The sequence below is a fragment of the Streptococcus mitis genome, assembly GCF_003942695.1.
GTDB classification, from domain to species: domain Bacteria; phylum Bacillota; class Bacilli; order Lactobacillales; family Streptococcaceae; genus Streptococcus; species Streptococcus mitis_BD.
In genome coordinates, this window is the sequence record NZ_RJNU01000007.1 from 1 (window position 1) to 23,722 (window position 23,722).

The 23,722-nt window shown below is 40.3% G+C and carries 18 protein-coding genes, 11 tRNA genes and 2 pseudogenes; 26 read left to right on the forward strand and 5 right to left on the reverse strand.

Annotated features, from left to right (window positions below):
• The first annotated feature begins 83 nt into the window (after positions 1-83).
• The 11 genes from D8852_RS06230 to D8852_RS06280 all read left to right on the forward strand — a co-directional run bounded on the left by D8852_RS06230 (position 84) and on the right by D8852_RS06280 (position 1,118).
• Positions 84-157: transfer RNA gene (locus D8852_RS06230), tRNA-Arg, on the forward strand.
• Between the two features lie 16 nt (positions 158-173).
• A tRNA-Pro gene (locus D8852_RS06235) sits at positions 174-247 on the forward strand.
• A 5-nt stretch (positions 248-252) separates the two neighbouring features.
• Positions 253-326, forward strand: a tRNA-Met gene (locus D8852_RS06240).
• A 13-nt stretch (positions 327-339) separates the two neighbouring features.
• Positions 340-413, forward strand: a tRNA-Ile gene (locus D8852_RS06245).
• Positions 414-424: 11 nt separating this feature from the next.
• Positions 425-514, forward strand: a tRNA-Ser gene (locus tag D8852_RS06250).
• A 12-nt stretch (positions 515-526) separates the two neighbouring features.
• Positions 527-600, forward strand: a tRNA-Met gene (locus tag D8852_RS06255).
• Positions 601-603: 3 nt separating this feature from the next.
• Positions 604-676 (forward strand) — tRNA-Phe (locus D8852_RS06260).
• A gap of 15 nt (positions 677-691) precedes the next feature.
• Positions 692-762 (forward strand) — tRNA-Gly (locus tag D8852_RS06265).
• Between the two features lie 34 nt (positions 763-796).
• Positions 797-870 (forward strand) — tRNA-Ile (locus D8852_RS06270).
• Between the two features lie 6 nt (positions 871-876).
• Positions 877-964 (forward strand) — tRNA-Ser (locus D8852_RS06275).
• A 66-nt stretch (positions 965-1,030) separates the two neighbouring features.
• A tRNA-Ser gene (locus D8852_RS06280) sits at positions 1,031-1,118 on the forward strand.
• Between the two features lie 89 nt (positions 1,119-1,207).
• Here the strand turns inward: D8852_RS06280 and D8852_RS06285 are convergent.
• A pseudogene (locus tag D8852_RS06285) lies at positions 1,208-2,141 on the reverse strand (transposase); the annotation flags it as partial.
• Between the two features lie 214 nt (positions 2,142-2,355).
• Between D8852_RS06285 and D8852_RS06290 the strand changes: the two are divergent.
• On the forward strand, positions 2,356-3,060 hold the full coding sequence (locus D8852_RS06290) for a hypothetical protein (RefSeq protein ID WP_125425034.1): 705 nt from the start codon (positions 2,356-2,358) through the stop codon (positions 3,058-3,060).
• Between the two features lie 89 nt (positions 3,061-3,149).
• On the opposite strand, the gene birA is transcribed toward D8852_RS06290, so the two are convergent.
• Positions 3,150-4,088 (reverse strand): bifunctional biotin--[acetyl-CoA-carboxylase] ligase/biotin operon repressor BirA, encoded by a 939-nt coding sequence (gene birA, locus D8852_RS06295; RefSeq protein ID WP_084925193.1) that lies wholly within the window; start codon positions 4,086-4,088, stop codon positions 3,150-3,152.
• Positions 4,085-4,945: an AraC family transcriptional regulator gene (locus tag D8852_RS06300; RefSeq protein ID WP_125425035.1), complete on the reverse strand. Its 861-nt coding sequence runs from the start codon at positions 4,943-4,945 to the stop codon at positions 4,085-4,087. Before D8852_RS06300 ends, birA begins: the two co-directional genes overlap by 4 nt.
• Before the next feature lie 107 nt (positions 4,946-5,052).
• On the opposite strand from D8852_RS06300, the gene D8852_RS06305 reads away from it, so the two are divergent.
• From D8852_RS06305 to D8852_RS06355, 11 genes and pseudogenes are all read left to right on the forward strand, one after another.
• Complete coding sequence (locus tag D8852_RS06305) at positions 5,053-7,215, forward strand: alpha-galactosidase (RefSeq protein WP_125425083.1); 2,163 nt, start codon at positions 5,053-5,055, stop codon at positions 7,213-7,215.
• A gap of 12 nt (positions 7,216-7,227) precedes the next feature.
• Entirely contained in the window at positions 7,228-8,478 is a 1,251-nt protein-coding gene (locus tag D8852_RS06310) for an extracellular solute-binding protein (protein WP_125425036.1), read from the forward strand.
• Between the two features lie 18 nt (positions 8,479-8,496).
• On the forward strand, positions 8,497-9,369 hold the full coding sequence (locus D8852_RS06315; protein WP_084925189.1) for a carbohydrate ABC transporter permease: 873 nt from the start codon (positions 8,497-8,499) through the stop codon (positions 9,367-9,369).
• Positions 9,370-9,385: 16 nt separating this feature from the next.
• Positions 9,386-10,219: a carbohydrate ABC transporter permease gene (locus D8852_RS06320; protein WP_000711271.1), complete on the forward strand. Its 834-nt coding sequence runs from the start codon at positions 9,386-9,388 to the stop codon at positions 10,217-10,219.
• 195 nt (positions 10,220-10,414) lie between these two features.
• Positions 10,415-11,857 carry a sucrose phosphorylase gene (gtfA, locus tag D8852_RS06325; RefSeq protein WP_125425037.1) on the forward strand — a complete coding sequence of 481 codons (1,443 nt, stop codon included), beginning with the start codon at positions 10,415-10,417 and terminating at the stop codon, positions 11,855-11,857.
• A 132-nt stretch (positions 11,858-11,989) separates the two neighbouring features.
• Positions 11,990-13,183 (forward strand): O-antigen ligase family protein, encoded by a 1,194-nt coding sequence (locus D8852_RS06330; protein ID WP_038805734.1) that lies wholly within the window; start codon positions 11,990-11,992, stop codon positions 13,181-13,183.
• Positions 13,184-13,327: 144 nt separating this feature from the next.
• Positions 13,328-13,771 (forward strand): MarR family winged helix-turn-helix transcriptional regulator, encoded by a 444-nt coding sequence (locus D8852_RS06335; protein WP_125425038.1) that lies wholly within the window; start codon positions 13,328-13,330, stop codon positions 13,769-13,771.
• A gap of 3 nt (positions 13,772-13,774) precedes the next feature.
• A complete protein-coding gene (locus D8852_RS06340) occupies positions 13,775-14,539 on the forward strand; it encodes a nuclear transport factor 2 family protein (protein WP_125425039.1) in 765 nt (254 codons plus the stop codon).
• A 14-nt stretch (positions 14,540-14,553) separates the two neighbouring features.
• Positions 14,554-15,516, forward strand: a pseudogene (locus D8852_RS06345) (zinc-binding dehydrogenase).
• The gene (locus D8852_RS06350) at positions 15,513-16,241 is read left to right on the forward strand and encodes an ABC transporter ATP-binding protein (protein ID WP_125425040.1); all 729 of its coding nucleotides are present in this window, start codon (positions 15,513-15,515) and stop codon (positions 16,239-16,241) included. The pseudogene D8852_RS06345 and the gene D8852_RS06350 overlap by 4 nt, the downstream one beginning before the upstream one ends.
• Positions 16,234-17,754 carry an ABC transporter permease/substrate-binding protein gene (locus D8852_RS06355; RefSeq protein ID WP_125425041.1) on the forward strand — a complete coding sequence of 507 codons (1,521 nt, stop codon included), beginning with the start codon at positions 16,234-16,236 and terminating at the stop codon, positions 17,752-17,754. The genes D8852_RS06350 and D8852_RS06355 overlap by 8 nt, the downstream gene beginning before the upstream one ends.
• Positions 17,755-17,844: 90 nt before the next feature.
• On the opposite strand, the gene D8852_RS06360 is transcribed toward D8852_RS06355, so the two are convergent.
• Together D8852_RS06360 and D8852_RS06365 are read right to left on the reverse strand one after the other, a co-directional pair.
• Positions 17,845-18,177, reverse strand: a complete 333-nt coding sequence (locus tag D8852_RS06360) for a hypothetical protein (protein ID WP_038805727.1) — start codon at positions 18,175-18,177, stop codon at positions 17,845-17,847.
• A gap of 26 nt (positions 18,178-18,203) precedes the next feature.
• Positions 18,204-18,758, reverse strand: a complete 555-nt coding sequence (locus D8852_RS06365) for a TetR/AcrR family transcriptional regulator (protein ID WP_125425042.1) — start codon at positions 18,756-18,758, stop codon at positions 18,204-18,206.
• Between the two features lie 130 nt (positions 18,759-18,888).
• Here D8852_RS06365 and D8852_RS06370 point away from each other — a divergent pair, with 130 nt between their 5' ends.
• From D8852_RS06370 to D8852_RS06380, 3 genes are all read left to right on the forward strand, one after another.
• The gene (locus D8852_RS06370) at positions 18,889-19,773 is read left to right on the forward strand and encodes a cation diffusion facilitator family transporter (RefSeq protein ID WP_125425043.1); all 885 of its coding nucleotides are present in this window, start codon (positions 18,889-18,891) and stop codon (positions 19,771-19,773) included.
• A 124-nt stretch (positions 19,774-19,897) separates the two neighbouring features.
• The gene (locus D8852_RS06375) at positions 19,898-22,423 is read left to right on the forward strand and encodes an ATP-binding cassette domain-containing protein (RefSeq protein ID WP_125425044.1); all 2,526 of its coding nucleotides are present in this window, start codon (positions 19,898-19,900) and stop codon (positions 22,421-22,423) included.
• Positions 22,424-22,660: 237 nt separating this feature from the next.
• Positions 22,661-23,698, forward strand: a complete 1,038-nt coding sequence (locus D8852_RS06380; RefSeq protein ID WP_125425045.1) for a zinc-binding dehydrogenase — start codon at positions 22,661-22,663, stop codon at positions 23,696-23,698.
• The last annotated feature ends 24 nt before the right edge of the window (positions 23,699-23,722 follow it).

Below are 23,722 nucleotides of genomic sequence, written 5' to 3' on the forward strand. Positions count from 1 at the left end.
ACTGGCAGACGCACAGGACTTAAAATCCTGCGATTGGAAACGATCGTACCGGTTCGATCCCGGTCCTCGGCATATAATAATGAGCACCCTTAGCTCAACTGGATAGAGTACCTGACTACGAATCAGGCGGTTAGAGGTTCGAATCCTCTAGGGTGCATTTTTTCTATTTAACTCGGGAAGTAGCTCAGCTTGGTAGAGTACTTGGTTTGGGACCAAGGTGTCGCAGGTTCGAATCCTGTCTTCCCGATTGATGGCGGTGTAGCTCAGCTGGCTAGAGCGTCCGGTTCATACCCGGGAGGTCGGGGGTTCGATCCCCTTCGCCGCTATAAAGATCTTGTTGGACCTTTAGCTCAGCTGGTTAGAGCTCTCGGCTCATAACCGAGTGGTCGTAGGTTCAAGTCCTACAAGGTCCATTGTATATTTTGGAGGATTACCCAAGTCTGGCTGAAGGGAACGGTCTTGAAAACCGTCAGGCGTGTAAAAGCGTGCGTGGGTTCGAATCCCACATCCTCCTTTTTATTATTAACGCGGGATGGAGCAGCTCGGTAGCTCGTCGGGCTCATAACCCGAAGGTCGTAGGTTCAAATCCTGCTCCCGCAATTTGGCTCGGTAGCTCAGTTGGTAGAGCAATGGATTGAAGCTCCATGTGTCGGCGGTTCGATTCCGTCTCGCGCCATTTTATAATAGTTATGCGGGTGTAGTTTAGTGGTAAAACTACAGCCTTCCAAGCTGTTGTCGCGAGTTCGATTCTCGTCACCCGCTTTGAACTTTGTTCAAATTACCAAGTTTTTGACTTGGGCGCGTAGCTCAGGTGGTTAGAGCGCACGCCTGATAAGCGTGAGGTCGGTGGTTCGAGTCCACTCGTGCCCATTAATAGGAGAATTACTCAAGAGGCTGAAGAGGACGGTTTGCTAAATCGTTAGGTCGGGTAACTGGCGCGGGGGTTCGAATCCCCCATTCTCCGTATACAGAGAGCTATAAAGCGAGTGTAGGAGTTTAAATCAATTTATACCTATTAATTAAATATTTTGGAGAATTACTCAAGAGGCTGAAGAGGACGGTTTGCTAAATCGTTAGGTCGGGTAACTGGCGCGGGGGTTCGAATCCCCCATTCTCCGTGATATAATTTGAGAATCTTTGTCAACTCTAGTGGGTTGGTGAAAAGTCATATTCTGGAGAGAGCCACATTGGCACTCTCTTTTTTTGGCTCTTTATCCTTGAGAAAGGTTTGAAAGACAGCCTGAAAGTGAGGGTGGACCAGCTTGAGATTATTTTCAATGAGTTCGAAAAAATTCTCTGCCTCCTTGTTCTGAAAGTTAAAAAACAAGAGCTGATAGAGATTATAGTGTTTTTTCAGGTCTGGCGATAAAAGCGTTTATGACTTAGTTTCCGACTCTCCTGTTGGATGAGTTTCCAGTAGCGTTTGATTGCCTTATATTCGTGCGATCTCCTATCAAACTGATTCATGATTTGGATGCGAAGGCAGCTCATTGCACGGCCGAGATTTTGTACAATGTGAAAGCAATCGAGGATGATTTTAGCAGAAGGAAAGAGTTTCTTAGCGATGTCGTAGAAGGAGCTAAACATGTCCATTGTAATGACTTTCATTCCATTTCGGACCTGTCTAGAATAACGAAGGAAATGTTTGCGAATCGTTGCTTGAGTCCGTCCGTCTAAGATAGCTAGGATCTTATTTGAATCAAAATCTTGTGCAATGAAGCTCATCTTGCCTTTCTTGAAGCTGTATTTATCCCAAGACATGTGAGTTGGAAGATAAATCTGTCTTGAATTTAAACTCTTTCAGTTTACGAATGACGGTGGAAGTGGAGATAGCCAAGCTTTCAGCGATGACCGTCATAGGGACTTTCTCGATTAATTTTTGAGCGATTTGGTGGTTTTTCTTGACTAAGGGAGTCTCTGCGACAGCCATTTTTCCACGGACTTTACAGCGAAAACACCGTTTTCTCAATCGAATCAGCCTTTTGTATCTCGCACATTCTAGATAAGGGATTTTAGATTTTTTTGAAAATCATATTTCTTCAGTGATTTCCTTGTGGGGGATCCATATTGATAATATCTACACTCTTGATATTAGGGTCTTTAATGTCTAGTAATTTTGTGATGAAATGTAATAGTTCCATAAGATTCTTTCTAATGATGGTTTGGTCGTTTTTCATTATAGATCTTTTGGGACTTTTTTCTAGGCATCTCCATAGTGGTTTTACTCACTACAGAATTATAGAGCTCTATTATCTAATGCCGTTTCAGTAACTTTCATACTAGAAAAAATCATAAATAGACTAGATTTAGTGGTATACTAAGGTTAGGGACTTTAAGTGGCTGGGGATAATCGAGATGAAAAATGGAGTAAAATTTCATAGTATTTTTTATAGATTTATACTATTTATCTTTGTAGTATTTCTAACTGTGATTTCAATGATCTTAGATGCAAAAAAAGCGCAAATTCGCTTTTTTAACCTATCCTTGACTATCGGACAAGAGGAGTTGAAGGTTGTTACAGTTGTGGTTTTGCTCCTTACTTTTCTTCTATCTTTCCTGTTTAAGTGGAAGTGTTTAATCCATAAAACTGGGATTTATCTAAGAAAAATTGATTTATTTGTAGATTGGAATGAGCTTAGAGGTCTTAGCCATGTTTGGATCAATGAATATCATCGTGGACCTCATGGTTTCCCGTTCTATAATCGTAAGACGCTGGTTATTTATAGAGAAAATTATCAACCGATTTGCCTTTATAATATTTCAATATTGGCTTTATATGTGGCTAAATGTTATCATCCAAAATTGAAAACCAATATAGTCTCAGCAACATTAGCAAGTCTCTTCAATATGGCTTTAAATGCATGGTTCTTGTACGAGATGTTTAGTAAAAATTTGGTGAATATAAAAGCTGAAGTCTTTATGTTTTGGCTGCTTTTGTATGCTATTAAAGTTTTTGCACTTCCATTGGTCATGCTTGGACACGAAAATCACTGCTATGGGGTTTCTTTGGTACATAGCACGGCATATAAAAAGAATGCCTCGAAAGCTATTCACCTGTAAAGTGTTGGAAGGAAGCCAGCTATTTATATATCTGTTGCTTTCTACATTCAAAAAGCACTATATGTTGCTAGTTGCATATAGTGCCGTTGTTAAGTCCAGCTAGTGAGTGAGATTTCACCACTATTGAGCCAGATTTCTGTCTGGTCATCAAGCTGGATAAGGAGTTGTCCTTTGTCGGAGATGTCCTTGGCGACTCCTTTTTTTTCAATCTGTTCTTGGATAAAACTGACCTCTCTTCCTAGAACAAGAGAGTGTTCTTTATAAAGATAGAGTAGTTCTTCGGGTGCTGTTTGGTAGAAACAACGCCAAATTTCTGAGATTAGTTCGTTTCGTGTGATAGGAGCTGGTGGTGTAAAGAGACTTCCAGCTTTTTCTTTTATCTCTTTGGGAAAATCGCTGATGGCAAAGTTGATTCCAACGCCGATAATGACATCTGTTACTAGACCTGTTTCCACGGACGTCATGGCTTCGGTAAGGATACCTGCTATTTTTTTATTTTTAAAGTAAATGTCATTTACCCATTTGATACTCACGTCAATCAAGGTTAGGTTTTTAATAGCTTTGTAAATGGCACCTGCTGTAAGTAATGTGTAGGCAGGAAGCTGGTCATAGGTGAGATTTGGCTGAATATGTAATGACATATAAATACCTCCCTGAGCAGGAGAGTAGTAAGGGCGTTGAAAGCGACCACGACCTGCTGTTTGACATGTGGAAAGATAGAGACTATTTCCCTGGCTTCCGCCTTCAATGCCTTCTTTTGCATCTGTTTGAGTAGATTTTGTTTCAGGCTTGTAGAGAATGCTTAAGTTGGTTTTCTCTTGAATCAAATCAGGTAGGATCAAATCGCCTTGAATAAGTTTGTAACCTTTATTTTTAATACTGTCAATCACGAGCCCTTCTTGTTGGAGGCGTTGAATTGCCTTCCATATGGATGTACGACTTAACGACAGTTCTTCTGCAATTTTTTCTCCGCTAACATAGTCGTTTTCTCTAGCTAATATTTGGTAGACTAGTTGGTGTGATTTCATTGATTTTCCTTTCTAGCTAAGAGGGAGTGAGAGAGTTCTTTTCGAGTTTGACTCGGTGTTTTATGAAAAAACTGCTTGTAGGCTTTTGAGAAATGGAGTGGATCTGAAAAACCCACGGAGTATGCAATGACTTTAATAGATTCTTCAGTATGTTCCAGAAGTTGTTGTGCACGATGCATCCGAACGTAGAGTAGATACTCTTTTGGAGAGAGTTGGTGAAATTCTTTAAACACACTAGTTAAGTAACTTCTATGAACCGATAGCTCTTTAGCTAAATCTTGAATTGTGAGTGATTGAGGGTAGTGACTATCTATCAATCGTTTGCAGTCAAGATAGAGTTGGTGGGTTGATGAAATATTCTTTTTTTTCTGATTAGGAGCAATCGTTCCTAAATGAAACATCAATTCATGAAGTTGCCCCATGATATGGAGTTGTGCTAGTTCGTTTGATTTTGTTACCTGAGCAAAACGGACAATATTTTCAATGAGTTTTGCAGTTGTTTGTGTATGACAGTTATTTGACTGGATGAGGTAAGATTGGTCAGAAATTTGAGATAGACCAAAGTAGTCAGGTGCCCTCCCTCCGGAAATCCCCAACCAGTAGTAAGCCCAAGGATCCTGGCTATCTGCTTGATAGAATGTTAATTCATCTGGTCTTAGTAAAAAGAAATCTCCTGCCTTTAAATCAACAATTTTCCCCTTATAATGGAACAGCCCTTTTCCTTTAGTAATGTAATGTAGTACATAGGTATCTCGAATAGCTGGGCCAAAAGAGTAGTTAGGCGTGCATTCTTCATAACCGTAGAAACTAAGAGAAAGATCAATTGTTCCAGTCTGGTATTCTGAAAAAACTAGCATGGGCCACCTCCTACCTAACATTTTACCATACTTTAGAGACATTTTTCTATTTTAGAAAGCGCTTTTATTTGCTAAAATTTTATCAAGAAATGGTTGAGGTACAATTTATGGGAATTCGGATAGAGAATAATCTATTTTACGTTGAGAGTAAAGGTTTAAGTTTGATTATTGAAAATAGGGATGGGTACTTATTATTAAAACATTTAGGAAAGACTATTAAGAATTATAGAGGTTCTAATAGTGTTTATGAACGCGATCATGCTTTTTCAGGTAATCCAACAGCTACTAATCGCACCTTTAGCTTGGATACGCAACGTCAAATTTTTGGACAACATGGTTTGGGTGATTTTAGGAAACCAACTTTTCAGGTTCAGCACGATGCAACTGAAGTAACAGACTTTCGATTTGTAGAAGCAAAGATTTTAAAAGGTCAGAATGGTCCACAGGGCTTACCTTCTCCTCACAGCATGGATGATACAGAGACTCTTGTCTTGATTTTAGAAGATCCTCAAGCTAAACTTAGTCTGACTTTGTATTATACAGCTTTTGATAATGATGCGACAATTGCTAGTTATAGCAAATTGGAAAATAATAGCAATCAGGAAGTTGTCATTCATAAGGACTTTTCTTTCATAGCTGATTTTCCTGCTGCAGCTTACGAAATAGTGACTTTACAGGGAGCTTATGCTCGTGAAAAGACTGTTCGACGCCAACAGGTAGAACAAGGAATCTTTTCAATTAGTTCGAACCGTGGTGCTTCTGGTCATGCTCAAACACCAGCTCTTCTACTATGTGATCAAGGAGTCACAGAGGATGCTGGGAATGTGTTTGCTTTGCAACTACTGTACAGTGGAAACTTCGAAGCTTTTGTCCAAAAAAATCAACTGAATGAAGTTCGGGTGGCGATTGGCATTAATCCGGAAAACTTTTCTTGGAAGTTAGATCCTGAGGAAAACTTTGAAACACCGGTGGCTTTAGTGACCTATTCAGATAAGGGATTAACCGGTATCAGTCATGAAAGTCAGAATTTTGTACTGAAGCACATTATGCCAAGTAAATTTTCTAAAAAAGAACGTCCAATTCTAATCAATAACTGGGAAGCTACTTACTTTGACTTTCAGAGAGAAAAACTGTTAGAATTAGCTGATGAAGCTAAGAAAGTTGGAATTGAACTTTTTGTATTAGATGATGGGTGGTTTGGCAATCGCTTTGATGATAATCGTGCTTTAGGTGATTGGGTTGTTAATGAGAAAAAACTGGGTGGAAGTCTTGAAAGTCTGATTTCAGCTATCCATGAAAGAGATTTGCAGTTTGGGCTTTGGTTAGAACCTGAGATGATTTCTGTTGATAGCGACTTGTATCGTAAACATCCTGACTGGGCTATTCAGGTTCCAGGTTATGAGCATACCTATTCTAGAAATCAATTAGTACTTAATCTTGCGAATTCTCAGGTAGTAGGATATTTGAAAAATGTTTTAGATGAACTCCTCTCTCATCATAAAATTGACTACATCAAATGGGATATGAACCGTAATATCACTAACCTAGGAAATGGTTTAACTTATCTAGAGACACAGATGCAGTCTCATCAGTATATGTTGGGGCTTTACGAACTCGTTTCTTATTTGACAGAGAAACACAGTCATATTCTCTTTGAGTCCTGCTCTGGTGGTGGTGGACGAAATGATCTTGGTATGATGCGCTATTTCCCACAAGTCTGGGCTAGTGATAATACAGATGCCATTGCACGTTTACCAATTCAATACGGTTCATCCTATCTCTATCCAACCATTTCTATGGGGGCTCATGTGTCAGCAGTACCGAATCATCAGATGGGACGAATGACACCATTGGAAACTCGTGGTCATGTTGCAATGATGGGAAATCTGGGTTATGAGCTTGATTTGACAAGTTTATCAGATGATGAGAAAGCTGAGATTGCTAATCAGGTGAACTTGTATAAAGAATTGCGGCCAGTAGTCCAGTTGGGAAACCAGTATAGGCTAATCAATCCAGATGTTGGCTCCAATGAAGCAGCTGTACAATTCAACTATGGAAATCAAACGATTGTAACCTACGTCCGAGTCCTATCAGTTGTGGAAACAATGGAAACAACTTTAAAGTTAAAAGATTTGGATGAAGAGGGACGGTATGAATTACAGGAAAATGGTGTAGTTTACTCAGGTGCAGAACTCATGTATGCGGGTATTACTATGGGGCTTCCGCAGGGAGATTATCTCAGCAGGCAGTTACATTTCATTAGAAGATAAGGAGATAAAATCATGAGATGGTATAAAAAGATGAGCTTAATTGCTACTACAGGACTCTGCCTTTTGGGACTGTCAGCTTGTAGTAGTCAAGAGAAGTCAGCTGATGGCAAGGTAACGATTGAGTTTTTTAACCAGAAGACCGAGATGGCAGATACCTTGCAAAGGATAGTGGATGATTTTGAAAAGGAACACCCTAATATTGATGTAAAACTGACGACTGTTCCCGCAGCTGGAATTGTTCTGAAGACTCGGATTTTATCAGGAGATGTTCCAGATATTATTAATATCTATCCTCAAAATATGGATTTTCAGGAGTGGGCAAAAGCAGGTTATTTTGCAGATATGACAGGAAAAACCTATCTTGAGAACATCAAGAATGACTATGCTGAAAAGTATGCAATCAATAACAAGGTCTATAGTGTACCTTTAACGGCCAACCTTTATGGAATCTACTACAATAAAACGAAGTTTAAAGAATTAGGACTTGAGGAGCCGAAGACTTTTAAAGAGTTTCAAGAGATTGTTAAAAAGATAAAAGATAGTGGGCATTCTCCGTTCGCAGTTGCAGGCAATGAAGGCTGGACACTAAATGGTTACCACCAACTTTCTCTCATTACTATTACAGGTAGTGGAGACGCTGCTAATAACTACCTTCGCTTTTCAAAACCAAACGCTATCTCTGCAGATGATGCTGTTTTAAAAGCAGATGCAGAACGACTCGATTTATTGGCAGATAATGCTCAAGATGGTTGGCGTGGAGCCTCTTATAATGATGCGGTGGTAGCATTTTCGAGTGGAAAAGCCTTGATGATGCCACAGGGATCATGGGCATTAGCGGCAATTAATCAACAAGATCCAAAATTTGAGGTGGGGATGTTTGCCTTTCCTGGAGAAGAAGTAGGAAAAGAAGTCACTGTTGGTGCAGGGGACATGGCATTATCAACTTCGGCTACTACTAAACATCCTAAAGAAACCGAAGAATTTATCAGTTATATGACTAGTCCAAAAGCTATGCAGACATATTATGAAGTAGATGGATCACCAGTTGCGGTGAAAGGCATACAGGAAAAAGAAGACTCAGCGCTTGCAGATATTTCTAAACTGGCCTTTACGGATAAACATTATGTTTGGTTGGGCCAACGCTGGAACTCTGAAGAAGACTTTTTTAATCTAAGCGCCGGTTACCTGATGGATAAAAATCTGAAAAATATGGCAAACAATCTCAATGCTTTCTTTAATCCAATGAAGGCAGATTTGGACTAGAATAGGAGTTAAGATGATATGGCTATTCGAAAATTTTTAAATAAATACTGGGGTTGGACATTTTTGCTTATCCCGCTTGCTTTACAAGCGATCTTCTTTTACTTTCCAATGGTACAAGGTGCTTTCTATAGTTTGACTAACTGGACTGGATTGACCTATAATTACAAATTTGTTGGTTTGAATAACTACAAATTGCTGATGATTGATGGGAAATTCTTCACAGCCATAGCCTTTACTTTGATTTTAACTCTGGCATTGATTATTGGAGAGATTATGATTGGGATGGTTGTGGCACGAGCCTTAAATTCTAAGATGAAGGGGCAGACCTTCTTTAGAGCTTGGTTCTTTTTCCCGGCTGTTTTATCTGGTTTGACAGTTTCCTTGATTTTTAAACAATTCTTCAACTATGGTCTTCCAACGATTGGAAGAATTTTAGGGATTGGTTTTTTACAAGAGAGTCTATTAGGAACACCTGTTGGAGCAGTAGTAGCAACTATTTTTGTTCTTCTATGGCAAGGAGTAGCAATGCCAATTATTCTCTTTCTTGCAGGTCTTCAGAGTATTCCAAATGATATTTTAGAGGCAGCATCAATTGATGGTGCAACCAGTAAACAAACTTTTTGGAAGATTGAATTGCCCTATTTACTGCCGACGATTTCTATGGTTTTTATTCTGGCTCTTAAGTCTGGGTTGACAGCCTTTGACCAGATTTTTGCGTTGACGAGTGGTGGTCCAAATAATGCTACAACGTCTCTTGGACTTTTAGTCTACAACTATGCTTTCAAGAGTAATCAATATGGATATGCGAATGCAATTGCCTTGATTTTATTCTTAATTATTGGAATTGTTTCTCTTATCCAAATCAAGCTATCAAAGAAATTTGAAATCTAATAGAGGAGTCCTACACATGAAAAAAGAAGAAAAATTGAATCAGTTTTGGAAATATGTCCTCTTGATAGTCGGTGGTATTCTTATACTTGTTCCTTTGTTGGTAACGGTATTTAGTTCTTTCAAGACAACCAAGGATATCATGAATCATTTCTTTAGTTTGCCTAATCCTTTTACCTTAAGTAATTATGAACGCTTGATTTCGGATGGGATTGGAGGCTATTTCTGGAATTCAGCAGTTATTACGGTGTTATCATTGATTGTAGTAGCTTTCTTTATACCAGCTGCAGCTTATTCCATTGCTCGAAATATGTCCAAGAAAAAAGCCTTTGCAATTATGTATTCGCTCTTGATCTTAGGGATATTTGTTCCATTTCAGGTGATTATGATTCCCATCACAGTTATGATGAGTAAACTCGGTCTAGCAAATATGTGGGGGCTAGTAATACTCTACCTAACTTATGCTATTCCACAGACTCTCTTCTTGTATGTTGGTTATATAAAAATCAGTGTACCAGATAGTTTGGATGAAGCTGCGGAAATCGATGGGGCTGATCGTTTTACAACTTATCGTCGAATCATTTTTCCAATGCTGAAGCCCATGCATGCGACAACTTTGATTATCAATGCTCTCTGGTTCTGGAATGACTTTATGTTGCCACTGTTGATTCTGAACAAGGATTCTAAGATGTGGACTTTACCTCTCTTCCAATACAACTACCAAGGTCAGTACTTCAATGACTATGGTCCAAGTTTTGCATCTTATATTGTGGGAATTGTAACGATAACCATTGTCTACCTCATCTTCCAAAAACATATCATTTCAGGAATGAGTAACGGGGCAGTGAAGTAAGAAAGTGCTTAGGGAATTTATAATTCCATACATAGAGGAACAGTTCAGCTTGTTTACAATTCTATGTAGAAAAAAGAAAGTAGTACTTAGTTGCTTGCAGTCTATATTAGTACTGAACAAAAATTTAAAAATATCTTTCATTTACGAAGCCAGGTCATATAAGACTTGGCTTTCATCAGAAAAAGGAGAACATCTATGACCATTCAAAATAAAACTATGTTGATTACTTACTCAGATAGTCTTGGAAATAACCTTAAAGACTTGTATGAGAATTTGGAAGAACATTTTGGCGATGCTATTGGTGGAGTTCATCTTCTACCATTTTTCCCGTCAACTGGTGATCGTGGATTTGCGCCTGTTGACTATGACGAAGTGGATCCATCTTTTGGTGATTGGGAGGATGTTAAGCGTTTAGGTGAGAAATATTATCTTATGTTTGACTTTATGATTAACCATATTTCTCGTCAATCTAAATATTATAAGGACTATCAAGAAAAACATGAAGCCAGTGAATTTAAAGATCTCTTTTTAAACTGGGACAAGTTTTGGCCAGAAAATCGTCCGACACAAGCTGATGTTGATTTAATTTACAAGCGCAAGGATCGTGCGCCAAATCAGGAGATCGTTTTTGCAGATGGTTCAGTAGAACATTTGTGGAATACTTTTGGTGAGGAGCAGATTGATCTTGATGTGACCAAAGAAGTAACGATGGCATTCATCCGTAAGACCATTCAGCACCTGGCAAGTAATGGATGTGATTTGATTCGTCTAGATGCCTTTGCTTATGCAGTGAAGAAATTGGATACCAATGATTTCTTTGTGGAACCAGATATTTGGGACTTATTGGATAAGGTCCGGGATATAGGAGCTGAATACGGTGCAGAGCTCTTACCTGAGATTCATGAACACTATTCGATTCAGTTTAAAATAGCGGATCATGATTACTATGTTTACGATTTTGCCCTTCCAATGGTGACCCTTTATACTCTTTACAGTTCCAGAACAGAGCGCTTAGCTAAGTGGTTAAAGATGAGCCCGATGAAGCAATTTACGACACTAGATACCCATGATGGGATTGGAGTGGTAGATGTCAAGGATATCCTGACCGATGAGGAAATTGACTATGCTTCAAATGAGCTCTATAAGGTTGGAGCGAATGTCAAACGTAAGTACTCTAGTGCAGAGTATAACAATCTAGATATCTACCAAATCAATTCAACCTACTATTCTGCACTTGGAGATGATGATGTCAAGTACTTCCTCGCTCGTTTGATTCAAGCTTTTGCGCCAGGCATTCCTCAGGTTTACTATGTGGGTCTATTAGCAGGAAAAAATGACTTGAAATTATTAGAAGAAACCAAAGAAGGTCGAAATATTAATCGTCATTACTATAGCAATGAGGAAATAGCAGAAGAAGTTCAACGTCCTGTGGTGAAGTCCCTTCTCAATCTATTTTCTTTCCGTAATCGGTCAGAGGCCTTTGACCTAGAAGGGACTATTGACATTGAAACACCAACAGCTCACAGCATTGTAATCAAACGTCAAAATAAAGACAAGTCCGTAACAGCAGTAGCAGAAATTGATTTGCAAAGTCAGACCTATCAAGTAGTGGAAAACGGTAGAAATATTCAGTTCTAGTGCCATATTAATGAAAGATTTTTTTTGTGGCGAAAACGTGTTCATTGTTCCCAAATGACGGAAAAAATGGTAGAATATAAAGATAGTTTAGCATTTATCTTCTGGAGAAATCCAGAACAGAAAGGATCCGTTTTGAAATCAATTGGATTACTGGATAAGATAAGAGGGCTTTCGAAAAAAGATTTCTTTTTGTATCTGATGATCATGAGTATCTTTTTACCTTTTTATTTGTTCTTATCACTCTTTGCTTTATATTTGATAGGTTTACTTGTTACTGGGGAGATGAAGGGAATTATCAAAGGATTAGCCAAACATCCTGTACTTCTCTTTTTTATTGCCTACAGTAGTGTCATTTCCATCGTCGCCAAGAACTGGCTTGGTCTAGCAGCATCTTTCCTGATGCTCCTATTTCTTATTTTCTTTAGTTTTTACCAGAAGCGTCTGACGCATGCTTTCTTTCGACTGATACTCCAGACGGTTTTGTTTGGTAGTGTTGTCTCTGCCGCTTTTGCTACTTTGGAGCATTTCCAAATTGTAAAGAAATTTAACTATGCCTTTCTTTCACCAAATATGCAAGTATGGCACCAAAACCGTGCAGAGGTCACCTTCTTTAATCCTAACTACTATGGGATCATTTGTTGCTTCTGTATCATGATTGCCTTTTATCTCTTTACAACGACGAAGCTAAGATGGTTGAAAGTCTTTTGTGTGCTAGCAGGTTTTGTAAATCTTTTTGGTTTAAATTTCACGCAAAATAGAACAGCCTTTCCTGCTATTATCGCTGGAGCCATCATTTATCTCTTTACGACCATTAAAAACTGGAAGGCCTTTTGGCTTAGTATTGGGGTCTTTGCGATTGGCTTGAGTTTCCTTTTTTCTAGTGATTTGGGAGTTCGGATGGGAACTTTAGATTCTTCTATGGAAGAACGCATTTCTATCTGGGATGCTGGGATGGCCTTGTTTAAGCAAAATCCTTTTTGGGGGGAGGGGCCATTGACCTATATGCACTCTTATCCTCGGATAAATGCTCCTTATCATGAACATGCTCACAGCCTTTATATTGATACGATTCTGAGTTACGGAATTGTGGGAACCATTTTATTAGCTTTGTCTTCTGTTGCTCCTGTTCGTTTGATGATGGATATGAGTCAGGAGTCGGGGAAACGTCCAATTATCGGTCTTTATCTATCTTTCCTTACAGTGGTTGCTGTGCATGGAATCTTTGACTTGGCCCTTTTCTGGATTCAGTCAGGTTTCATTTTCTTGTTAGTTATGTGCAGTATTCCATTGGAGCGTCGAACTTTGGTATCAGACATGACGGATTAAGTTTATAAGATTGAAATCTTCTACCTTGAGTAGGAGATTTTTTACTGAGAAAAATTAGTTCTAAGTCGAAATAGTTGACAATTGGAATAATAAGTATTATAATATTTTTTATTCGTATCGATATAGAAATAAATTGGAGGTTTCATGAAATATTGTCATTTGGTAGCCCATCATATTCGTTTGTTGAATGGGCGGATTTTTCAAAAGTTACTGAGACAAGACCCTGACTCTCTTTATCGGAGTGAGCAGGGAAAGATTTTAGCGGTTTTATGGAATAGTAAGACGGGCTGTGCAACTGCGACAGATATTGCGCTTGCGACTGGGCTTGCTAATAATACGTTGACGACTATGATAAAAAAGTTAGAGGAGCAAAACCTGGTCATCATTAGTCCATGTGGAATAGATAAGAGAAAGAAATATGTCAAGTTGACAGAGCAAGGTTTGTCCCAGAAAGAAGTGGGCCATCGCATCAGTCAAAAGTTGGATGCTATTTTTTATAAAGGATTCACTGAGGAAGAAATTCGCCAGTTTGAAAGTTATCAGGAACGCATTTTGGACAATCTGAAAGAGAAAGCAAATGAGGAATAAATCATGTCAAAACAAGTTGAAAATGCCCAAAATCTATATATTCATGCCATTCAAGACGGGTGTGTTGCTGAGGCTCAAGCCCAATCTGTAGGAGATACCTACATTCAGCACTCTACAGGTGTGCCAGATGGGAAAGAAGGTTTTGCGGCTTTCTTTGCAAATTTCTTTGAGCGCCATCCTGAGCGTGAGATGAAGATTGTTCGCACTATTGAAGACGGCAATCTGGTCTTTGTCCATGTTCATCAATATCTCAATGGCGGGGAAGCTCAATGGGTGACGACGGATACTTTCCGTGCGGATGAGAATGGTCGTATCGTGGAGCATTGGGATGTCATTGACTACTATCGTGCTCCGGAAAATGGACAATTAGATCAGATTTTTGGAGATTTTGAAGTCATGGATTTAGACAAGACAGCAGAAAATAAAAAGTTGGTTCGCCGTTTCTTGACAGAAATTTTCCAAAATGGGGAACTGGAGAAGTGGAGTGATTATGTTGCAGACGATTTGATTCAGCATAATCATGAGATTGGACAAGGAAGTGCTGCTTATAAAAACTATGTGGCTGAACATGGGGTTACTTTTGACTTTGTTTTCCAACTTTTGGGACAAGGAAACTATGTGGTCAGCTATGGGCAGACTCAGATAGATGGGGTGCCTTATGCTCAGTATGACATCTTCCGTTTGGAGAATGGCTTGATTGTAGAGCATTGGGACAATAAAGAAGTCATGCCTAAGGTAGAAGACTTGACCAATCGAGGGAAGTTTTAAAAGGAGATACTAAGATGAAAGCTGTGCTTGTCAAGGAAGCTGGAGGACCAGAAGTTCTGCAGGTTGTGGAAGTTCCAAAACCGACTGTTAAAGAAGGTTGGACCTTGGTCAAGGTGTAAGGATTTGGAATCAACCATAGCGAGATTTTTACTCGTCAAGGACTATCGCCCTCCGTTCAATTTCCACGGATTTTAGGGATTGAATGTGTGGGACTTGTAGAGGAGACCAATTGTCCCGATTTGCAGGTCGGGCAACAAGTCATCTCCATCATGGGAGAAATGGGGCGTGCTTTTGATGGTGGTTATGCTGAGTATGTTTTGCTACCAGATGAACAGGTTTATCCTGTGAGGACAGGGCTTGCTTTGGAAAGTTTAATCGCTCTGCCTGAAACCTACTACACGGCATTTGGCTCTTATCTCAATCTCAAGATTGAGGAGGGAGACCGAGTTCTGGTTCGGGCGGCGACTAGTGGTGTTGGGATTGCTTTTGCAAAGCTTCTCAAAGGGCAATTTCCAAATGTCTATCTAGCGGGAAGTAGCCGTAGTCTGAGCAAGGAAAAGCAACTAAAAGAGGCGGGATTTAATCAAGTAATTTTGGACAAGGATGGTGTTTTGCAAACGGAAGAGCAGTTTGACAAGGTCTTGGATCTTGTCGGTCCGAGTGCTATTCTTGATACATTTGCTCGGACGGCAGATGGTGGTATTATCTGTTCTTGTGGCTTGCTGGGCGGTCAGTGGACTATTCCAGACTTTGATCCTATTGAGATGCTTTACCGCAATCTCAACTTGACTACCTTTGCTTCTGGCAATGTGTCTCAAGACAAGCTACAAGCTTTGGTGGACTTTGTGGAGCGTTATCAGATAGATGTGCGACCTGAAAAAGTATTTTCTATTGAGCAAATCCAGGACGCTCATGCTTATCTGGAAAGTAGCCAGTCTTTTGGCAAGGTTATCGTAAAAAATGAGGAGAAAGAATGATTGAATACAAAAATGTAGCGCTACGCTACACAGAAAAAGATGTTTTGAGAGATGTCAATTTACGGATTGAGAATGGGGAATTTATGGTTTTAGTTGGACCTTCTGGGTCCGGTAAGACGACCATGATTAAGATCATTAATCGTCTCTTGGAACCAACTGATGGAAATATATACATGGATGGCAAGCGCATCAAAGACTATGATGAGCGTGAACTTCGTCTTTCTACGGGTTACGTCCTACAGGCTATTGCTCTCTTTCCCAATCTAACGGTTGCGGAAAATATTGCTCTCATTCCTGAGATGAAGGGCTGGACTAAGGAAGAAATAGCGAAGAAAACAGAAGAGCTTTTGGCTAAGGTTGGTTTACCAGTAGCTGACTATGGAAATCGTCTGCCTAGTGAACTATCTGGCGGAGAACAGCAGCGGGTGGGTATTGTTCGTGCTATGATTGGTCAGCCTAAGATTCTCCTCATGGATGAGCCCTTTTCGGCCTTGGATGCTATTTCGAGAAAACAGTTGCAGATTTTGACGAAAGAATTGCATAAAGAGTTTGGTATGACAACGATTTTTGTGACCCATGATACGGATGAAGCTTTGAAATTGGCGGACCGTATTGCTGTTTTGCAGGACGGAGAGATTCGTCAGGTGGCGAACCCTGAGACGATTTTAAAGGCGCCTGCAACGGATTTTGTAGCAGACTTGTTTGGAGGTAGTGTTCATGGCTAATTTGATATCAACTTTTCAGGACCGTTTTGGTGATTGGGTAACAGCTCTATCTCAACATTTGCAGTTGTCGCTTTTGACCTTATTACTAGCTGTTTTTATTGCGATTCCCTTGGCTGTTTATCTTCGCTATCATGAGAAGTTGGCGGACTGGGTCTTGCAGATTGCAGGGATTTTCCAGACTATCCCGTCTCTGGCCTTGTTAGGACTCTTTATCCCCTTGATGGGAATTGGAACCTTGCCTGCTTTGACAGCACTAGTGATTTATGCGATTTTCCCGATTTTACAAAATACTATTACTGGACTGAAGGGAATTGATCCAAGTCTACAAGAGGCTGGGATTGCTTTTGGGATGACCAGGTGGGAGCGTCTCAAGAAGTTTGAAATTCCACTTGCCATGCCCGTCATTATGTCTGGAATTCGGACAGCGGCTGTCTTGATTATCGGTACGGCGACCTTGGCAGCCTTGATTGGGGCAGGGGGGCTGGGTTCCTTCATCCTTTTGGGAATTGACCGTAATAATACCAGTCTGATTTTGATTGGCGCCCTTTCTTCTGCAGTGCTTGCCATTGCCTTTAACTTCCTACTAAAAGTGATGGAAAAAGCAAAATTGAGAACGATTTTCTCTGGTTTTGCCTTGGTGACCATATTGCTGGGTCTGTCTTATAGTCCAGCATTACTAGCTCAAAAAGAGAAAGAAAACTTGGTGATTGCTGGGAAATTGGGACCAGAACCCGAAATTTTGGCTAATATGTATAAATTGTTGATTGAAGAAAATACCAGTATGACTGCGACTGTTAAGCCGAATTTTGGGAAAACAAGCTTCCTCTATGAAGCTCTGAAAAAAGGGGATATTGATATCTATCCTGAATTTACTGGTACGGTGACTGAAAGTTTGCTTCAGCCATCACCCAAGGTAGGTCATGAGCCAGATCAGGTTTATCAGGTGGCGCGTGATGGCATTGCCAAACAGGATCATCTGGCCTATCTCAAACCCATGTCTTATCAAAATACCTACGCTGTAGCTGTTCCGAAAAAGATTGCTCAAGAATATGGCTTGAAGACCATTTCGGATTTGAAAAAAGTGGAAGGACAGTTGAAGGCCGGTTTTACTCTCGAGTTTAATGACCGTGAAGATGGAAATAAGGGCTTGCAATCAATGTATGGTCTCAATCTCAACGTAGCGACCATGGAGCCAGCCCTTCGCTACCAGGCAATTCAGTCAGGCGATATTCAAATCACGGATGCCTATTCGACGGATGCAGAATTGGCGCGTTATGATTTACAGGTCTTGGAAGATGACAAGCAACTCTTCCCACCTTATCAAGGAGCGCCACTCATGAAAGAAGCTCTTCTTAAGAAACATCCTGAGTTGGAGACAGTTCTCAATAAATTGGCTGGTAAAATTACTGAAAGCCAGATGAGCCAGCTCAACTACCAAGTCGGTATTGAAGGCAAGTCAGCAGAACAAGTAGCCAAGGAGTTTTTACAAGAACAAGGTTTGTTGAAGAAATAAATGGAGAGGAAAGCCAGTGGAAGCCACTAGCAATTTTCTTCAGCAGACAAAATCCCATCTCGAATTATAGACGAGATGGGATTTTTAGTGTTAGAGTAAGATAAACAAGAGAGCAATCAAAGCCGCTAGTGTGCCCCTTATAATGTGGTGCGATATATGTTGGTTTTCTTGCTGTCGCCCATTCCAGTAAGCACCGTAACAGATGATGCTAGAGCCCACTATCCATAATATAACAGTTGCAAGTGGGACGAAGAAAAAGATAGCAAGAGCTAGTGAAGTGAGACAACTTCCCACCAAGATACACATATTCCCTTGACAGTAATTTTTTTCTTTCATGGCTGCGAAAGCTGCCGCGAGATGAAGGAGGGAGAAAATAAGAGCCAATACAATCGTTAGAATTCCTAGGATAATAGAATTTAACATAGTTGATTCCTTTCTTCGTGATAGGATTAAATTTCGAGTGATTTTGTAGAAGTCATCTCAATCACATCTAAGTAAAATCTCACTACTTGGTCTTCTGTATAAGATTTTCCTTTTTTTAGCCACCAGGTCAGTGTTTCGATAAAATTGGTTACTACAAAATGTTTGAGGTAGGAGGCTGGTATGTTCGGATAGGCCTCTTGCAAATCCTCCGCTACCATGGGGTAAACATGGTGTTCGAGTTCCTTGTGTAGTTGGCGGAGAAAGTAGTCGTTTTTGGAAAAAAGAAGACTGGTGACATGGTCTTGATTTTTTTGAAAATGTAAAAAGATATGTGAGAGGTAGTCTTCTGTAGTTAAGTGATCTTCCCTTTCAAAGAGATGATGAAAGAGGTAGCGACAGAGTTCATCTAAAAGCAGTTCCTTACTCTCGTAGTGACAGTAAAAAGTCGAGCGCCCAACATCTGCCAAGTCAATGATATCTTGGACAGTAGTGGCGTCATAGCCCTTGTCGTTCAAAACTTGTAGAAAAGCTTGATAAATGGCTTTTTTCGTCTTACTAACCCGACGATCTCTTTTTTGCATATAGACACTTGAGGCAAACTATTCAGAACTGAACAAGGCTGACAGTTTGCTTCTATCCTTTCTTTGGATTTTATTAGATAATACAAATGAAAGAAGTATATATACCTATTATACCAAAGGAGGGAGAGAAATGAGTTCTAAAACATCTATCTGGTTAGCCTTTTTCTTGAATCTATCATTTTCTGTTGTCGAATTTATTTTTGGAGGCATCTTCAATTCAAGTGCGGTCTTAGCGGATGCGGTTCATGATTTGGGCGATGCCCTTGCCATAGGCTTATCAGCTTGCTTGGAAACTATTTCCAATCGTCAGGAAGACAAACGTTATACACTTGGTTATAAACGCTTCAGTCTGCTAGGCGCCATGCTGACTGCTTTGATCCTTTTGACAGGATCTTTCATGGTGCTCTTGGAGAATATTCCTCGTCTCCTATCGCCACAGCCTGTCAACTACCAAGGGATGCTGTGGTTGGGAGTTATTGCGATTCTTATCAATCTCTTGGCTAGTCTGATTGTTCGTAAGGGTCAGACCAAGAACGAAGCTATCCTGACCTTGCATTTTTTAGAAGATATTCTGGGTTGGCTAGCGGTCATTCTGGTTGCTGGTGTCTTGTATGTGACAGATTGGTACTTTCTTGATCCACTCTTGTCTCTTTTAATTTCTAGTTTTATCCTCTGGAAAGCCATTCCTCGTTTTTGGTCAACACTTAAGATTTTCTTAGATGCTGTGCCTGAAGGGGTCGAGACTGCCGAGCTAGAGAAAGAGTTAGCAGCGCTAGCTAATGTTAAAAGTGTTAATCAACTCAGTATTTGGTCTATGGATGGTCTAGAAAATGACGCCATTGTTCATGTTTGCCTAGAAGAGATTGAACATATGGAGTATTGTAAAGAATCCATTCGTAATTTACTCAAAGATTATGGCTTTCAAAATGTTACCATTGAAGTTGATGCAAACCTAGCAAGTCACCAAACCCATAAGCGAAAAATTGAGGAGTTGGAAGTAGGTCAAAGCCATTGACATTATCATTCATAAGAAGTCAACTTTCTATTTGTTGATTATTTTTGATGAATTGTAAATGTAACATATTTACTCCATTATGAAATTGTGATAGACTACATATATCACTGAAAGGAGATAGACGATGTTACAGCTACAACACATTTCAAAAGTCTATCATACGGGCAATCAAGAGTTCCACGCGTTAAAGGATATCTCGATTCGTTTTCGTGAGAGTGAGTTTGTCTCCATTCTCGGGCAATCGGGTTCTGGGAAAACCACCCTATTAAATATCATCGGGGGACTCGACCAATACACATCTGGTGATTTACTCATCCAAGGAAAATCAACAAAGCAATTTAAAGACCGCGATTGGGATAGCTACAGAAACCACACCATCGGTTTCATCTTTCAGTCTTATAATCTCATCGGGCACCAAACTGCACTCTCTAACGTAGAAATTGCAATGACTCTTTCGGGTGTTTCAAAAGCAGAACGTAAGAAACGTGCTATCGAAGTGCTCGAACGCGTAGGCCTAAAAGACCATTTATATAAGAAACCAAGTCAAATGTCTGGGGGACAAATGCAACGAATCGCGATTGCGCGTGCTCTTGTTAATGATCCAAAAGTCGTTTTAGCCGACGAACCGACAGGAGCGCTCGATTCTGAGACTTCTGTTCAAATCATGGATTTATTAAAAGACATTGCCAAGGAACGTTTGGTTATCATGGTGACGCATAACCCAGAGCTGGCGCAGAAGTACTCCACACGTATCGTACAAGTATTAGATGGAAACATCTTGAGCGACTCAAACCCATGCGAACCAACAGAGGAGACAAAGCAAGTCGACATCCAGTTCACGAAGACGAAGATGAGCTTTATAACCGCCCTTGTACTTTCCTTTAATAACCTATTGACAAAGAAAGGTCGTACCTTACTAACAGCTTTTGCGGGTTCCATCGGGATTATCGGGATTGCTCTTATCTTAGCCCTTTCCAATGGTGTGAGTGACTACGTTAAAAAGGTGCAGGAAGATACTCTCGTCTCTCTCCCACTGACGATTAGCGAGCAGAACCAGAGCAACTTGTTGGCGACCTCTCCAGATTTGAGCGAGAAGCCTTACAAGGATAATCATGAGCTCGGTATCAATACGGTTTTAACGAATTTATTGAAAAAACAAATCGGAAAGAACGACCTAGCTTCCTTCAAGACTTACTTGGAGGAACACGCTTCGAAGGTCGAATCTCTCACAAAAGACATTCGTTACCGATACAATTTACAACCGTTTATCTATGCAAGTGATACTTCCAACGGACCCAAAAGTATTCTGCCTTCAACCTTAGCTGATGAAGTAGAAACAGCGAACCAAACGATGAAGGGATACTTACAAAACCTCAACTACTGGAGTGAACTTTCTAGTGATTCTTCAATGCTAGAAAGCAAGTACGACGTGTTGGAAGGACGCTTCCCACAAGATAAGTCCGAGATCGTCCTTATCGTAGATGAAAACAATCAAATTAGCGATTTGTTGCTCTATAGTTTGCGTATCAAAGATCCCAGTGAATTGAACGATACGAAGAAGCTCGACGAACTCTCTTCTCAAACGTATCAATATAGTGATTTTATCGGAAAAACTTTCAAAGCAGTTGTCAATACAAACCGTTTTGTGAAAGAAAATAACTTATGGCTCAATAAGATTGATAATGCTTCTTATATGAAAACTCAAATCGAGAATGGGCTCCAACTTAAAATTGTGGGTGTCCTTCGCCAAAAAGACGGCACAAGTTCAGGCGTGAATACTCCTTCAGGAGGAATCGCCTACACAAGCGCCCTTATTGATTACACTTCCGAATACATTCAAAATAGTGATATCGTTAAGGAACAGGAAGCCAATCAAAATCTAAATGTATTTACGGGTAAAGACTTTGCGAAAGATCCTAAACCATTCAGTTCGGAGAATTTAACCGAAGAAGAAAAAATTCAGTTGGCTAAAATGACGCCTGAAGAACAGGCGCAGTATGTCCAACAATATAACGACAATTCGGCTTCAACTTACGAGGAAAACCTCGCAAAAATGGGCGTCATCAACAAATCCAAACCAGCTGCCATTGAGCTCTACACCTCTTCGTTCCAACAAAAACAAGACTTAAAAGAGTTCATAAACGCCTATAACACAGCGAAAAAAGAAGCTGGAGAAGACGATAAAGTACTCGCTTATTCAGATGATATCCAATCTATCATGTCTTCAATTACGACATTGGTTGGCGTAGTGACAACAGTACTCGTTGGCTTTGTGGCCATCTCACTCATTGTATCTTCTATAATGATTTCGATTATCACGTACATTTCAGTTCTCGAACGTACAAAAGAAATCGGAATCCTACGTGCAATGGGGGCTTCGAAGAAAGATATTCGTCGTATCTTCACTGCTGAAACAGCCATTGAAGGATTGATCTCTGGGGTGCTCGGTATCACGATTACCTTTCTTGCGACATTCCCAATCAATGCGATTGTTGCGAAAATGACAAATGTGGGAAATGTAGCACAATTACCAATAGAAGTAGCTCTAATCCTTATCGGTATTTCGATTGTCCTTACCATGTTAGCCGGTCTAATCCCTTCACGCATCGCTGCTAAGAAAGACCCAGTCGAATCGCTTCGTAGCGAATAACAACTAAACCACAAAAAGGTGGATAAAGGAATATTTCTTTATTCACTTTTTCTATTGGCTGGAAACTATTAAAAACGTAATCGAAAAATCTCTCCTTATAAAACTTAAATCTCAAGAAGAAAAGACTATATTGGATTAAACTAGTGCCTTATCGCCGTTAATAATGATTGATACGAGCGAAAGCTTGACAAAAAGTGTATAATGAAAGTAAGAAACCAATAGAAAAGGAGTGGCTCTATGAAGAAAACAGTTTACACAAAAGCTGGTCAGGTTGGTCTTATTGAAGTGGAGCATCCGCAAATCATTGAGGCAGATGATGCCATTATTCGGATCGTTCGGACCTGTGTTTGTGGCTCTGATCTGTGGAGCTATCGCAATCCAGATATTGAAACGGGCCATCAGAATAGCGGGCACGAAGCGATTGGTATCGTTGAGGCAATTGGTGATGCAGTGACGACTGTTAAACCTGGCGATTTTGTCATTGCACCTTTCACCCATGGCTGTGGGGAGTGTGATGCCTGTCGCGCTGGCTATGATGGGACTTGTGACCGCCATATTGGCACCAATTGGTCTAATGGGGTGCAAGCGGAGTACATTCGCTTCGAATATGCCAACTGGGCTCTTGTCAAAATTCCGGGTCAGCCCTCTGATTATACAGAAGGCATGCTCAAATCCCTCTTGACACTGGCTGATGTCATGCCGACCGGCTATCATGCTGCGCGTGTTGCTAATGTTCAAAAAGGGGATAAGGTTGTCGTTATCGGTGACGGGGCTGTTGGTCAATGTGCTGTTATCGCAGCTAAAATGCGTGGGGCATCTCAAATTGTTCTCATGAGTCGTCACGAAGACCGTCAACAAATGGCTTTGGAGTCAGGGGCGACAGCTGTTGTGGCTGAACGTGGTGAAGAAGGAATTGCCAAGGTGCGAGAAATTCTTGGTGGAGGAGCAGATGCAGCTCTTGAGTGTGTCGGTACTGAGGCAGCGGTTGATCAGGCTCTTGGTGTCCTTCACAATGGTGGGCGTTTGGGCTTTGTTGGGGTTCCTCACTATAGCAATCGAGCTCTTGGTTCAACTTTTGCTCAAAATATTACGGTAGCAGGCGGAGCAGCCTCTGTAACGACTTACAACAAACAGTTCTTACTGAAGGCAGTCCTTGATGGCGATATCAACCCAGGCCGTGTCTTTACTTCAAGTTATAAATTAGAAGAGATTGACCAAGCCTATAAAGATATGGATGAACGTAAGACGATTAAGGCTATGATTGTGATGGAATAAAAAAGAAAATCCTAATGGAGATTT

Bases quoted from the DNA above. Each gene is read 5' to 3' on its own strand.
- D8852_RS06290 (WP_125425034.1), top strand. From the start codon at position 2,356: ATGAAAAATGGAGTAAAATTTCATAGTATTTTTTATAGATTTATACTA.
- birA (WP_084925193.1), bottom strand. From the start codon at position 4,088: ATGAAATCACACCAACTAGTCTACCAAATATTAGCTAGAGAAAACGAC.
- D8852_RS06300 (WP_125425035.1), bottom strand. From the start codon at position 4,945: ATGCTAGTTTTTTCAGAATACCAGACTGGAACAATTGATCTTTCTCTT.
- D8852_RS06305 (WP_125425083.1), top strand. From the start codon at position 5,053: ATGGGAATTCGGATAGAGAATAATCTATTTTACGTTGAGAGTAAAGGT.
- D8852_RS06310 (WP_125425036.1), top strand. From the start codon at position 7,228: ATGAGATGGTATAAAAAGATGAGCTTAATTGCTACTACAGGACTCTGC.
- D8852_RS06315 (WP_084925189.1), top strand. From the start codon at position 8,497: ATGGCTATTCGAAAATTTTTAAATAAATACTGGGGTTGGACATTTTTG.
- D8852_RS06320 (WP_000711271.1), top strand. From the start codon at position 9,386: ATGAAAAAAGAAGAAAAATTGAATCAGTTTTGGAAATATGTCCTCTTG.
- gtfA (WP_125425037.1), top strand. From the start codon at position 10,415: ATGACCATTCAAAATAAAACTATGTTGATTACTTACTCAGATAGTCTT.
- D8852_RS06335 (WP_125425038.1), top strand. From the start codon at position 13,328: ATGAAATATTGTCATTTGGTAGCCCATCATATTCGTTTGTTGAATGGG.
- D8852_RS06340 (WP_125425039.1), top strand. From the start codon at position 13,775: ATGTCAAAACAAGTTGAAAATGCCCAAAATCTATATATTCATGCCATT.
- D8852_RS06350 (WP_125425040.1), top strand. From the start codon at position 15,513: ATGATTGAATACAAAAATGTAGCGCTACGCTACACAGAAAAAGATGTT.
- D8852_RS06355 (WP_125425041.1), top strand. From the start codon at position 16,234: ATGGCTAATTTGATATCAACTTTTCAGGACCGTTTTGGTGATTGGGTA.
- D8852_RS06360 (WP_038805727.1), bottom strand. From the start codon at position 18,177: ATGTTAAATTCTATTATCCTAGGAATTCTAACGATTGTATTGGCTCTT.
- D8852_RS06365 (WP_125425042.1), bottom strand. From the start codon at position 18,758: ATGCAAAAAAGAGATCGTCGGGTTAGTAAGACGAAAAAAGCCATTTAT.
- D8852_RS06370 (WP_125425043.1), top strand. From the start codon at position 18,889: ATGAGTTCTAAAACATCTATCTGGTTAGCCTTTTTCTTGAATCTATCA.
- D8852_RS06375 (WP_125425044.1), top strand. From the start codon at position 19,898: ATGTTACAGCTACAACACATTTCAAAAGTCTATCATACGGGCAATCAA.
- D8852_RS06380 (WP_125425045.1), top strand. From the start codon at position 22,661: ATGAAGAAAACAGTTTACACAAAAGCTGGTCAGGTTGGTCTTATTGAA.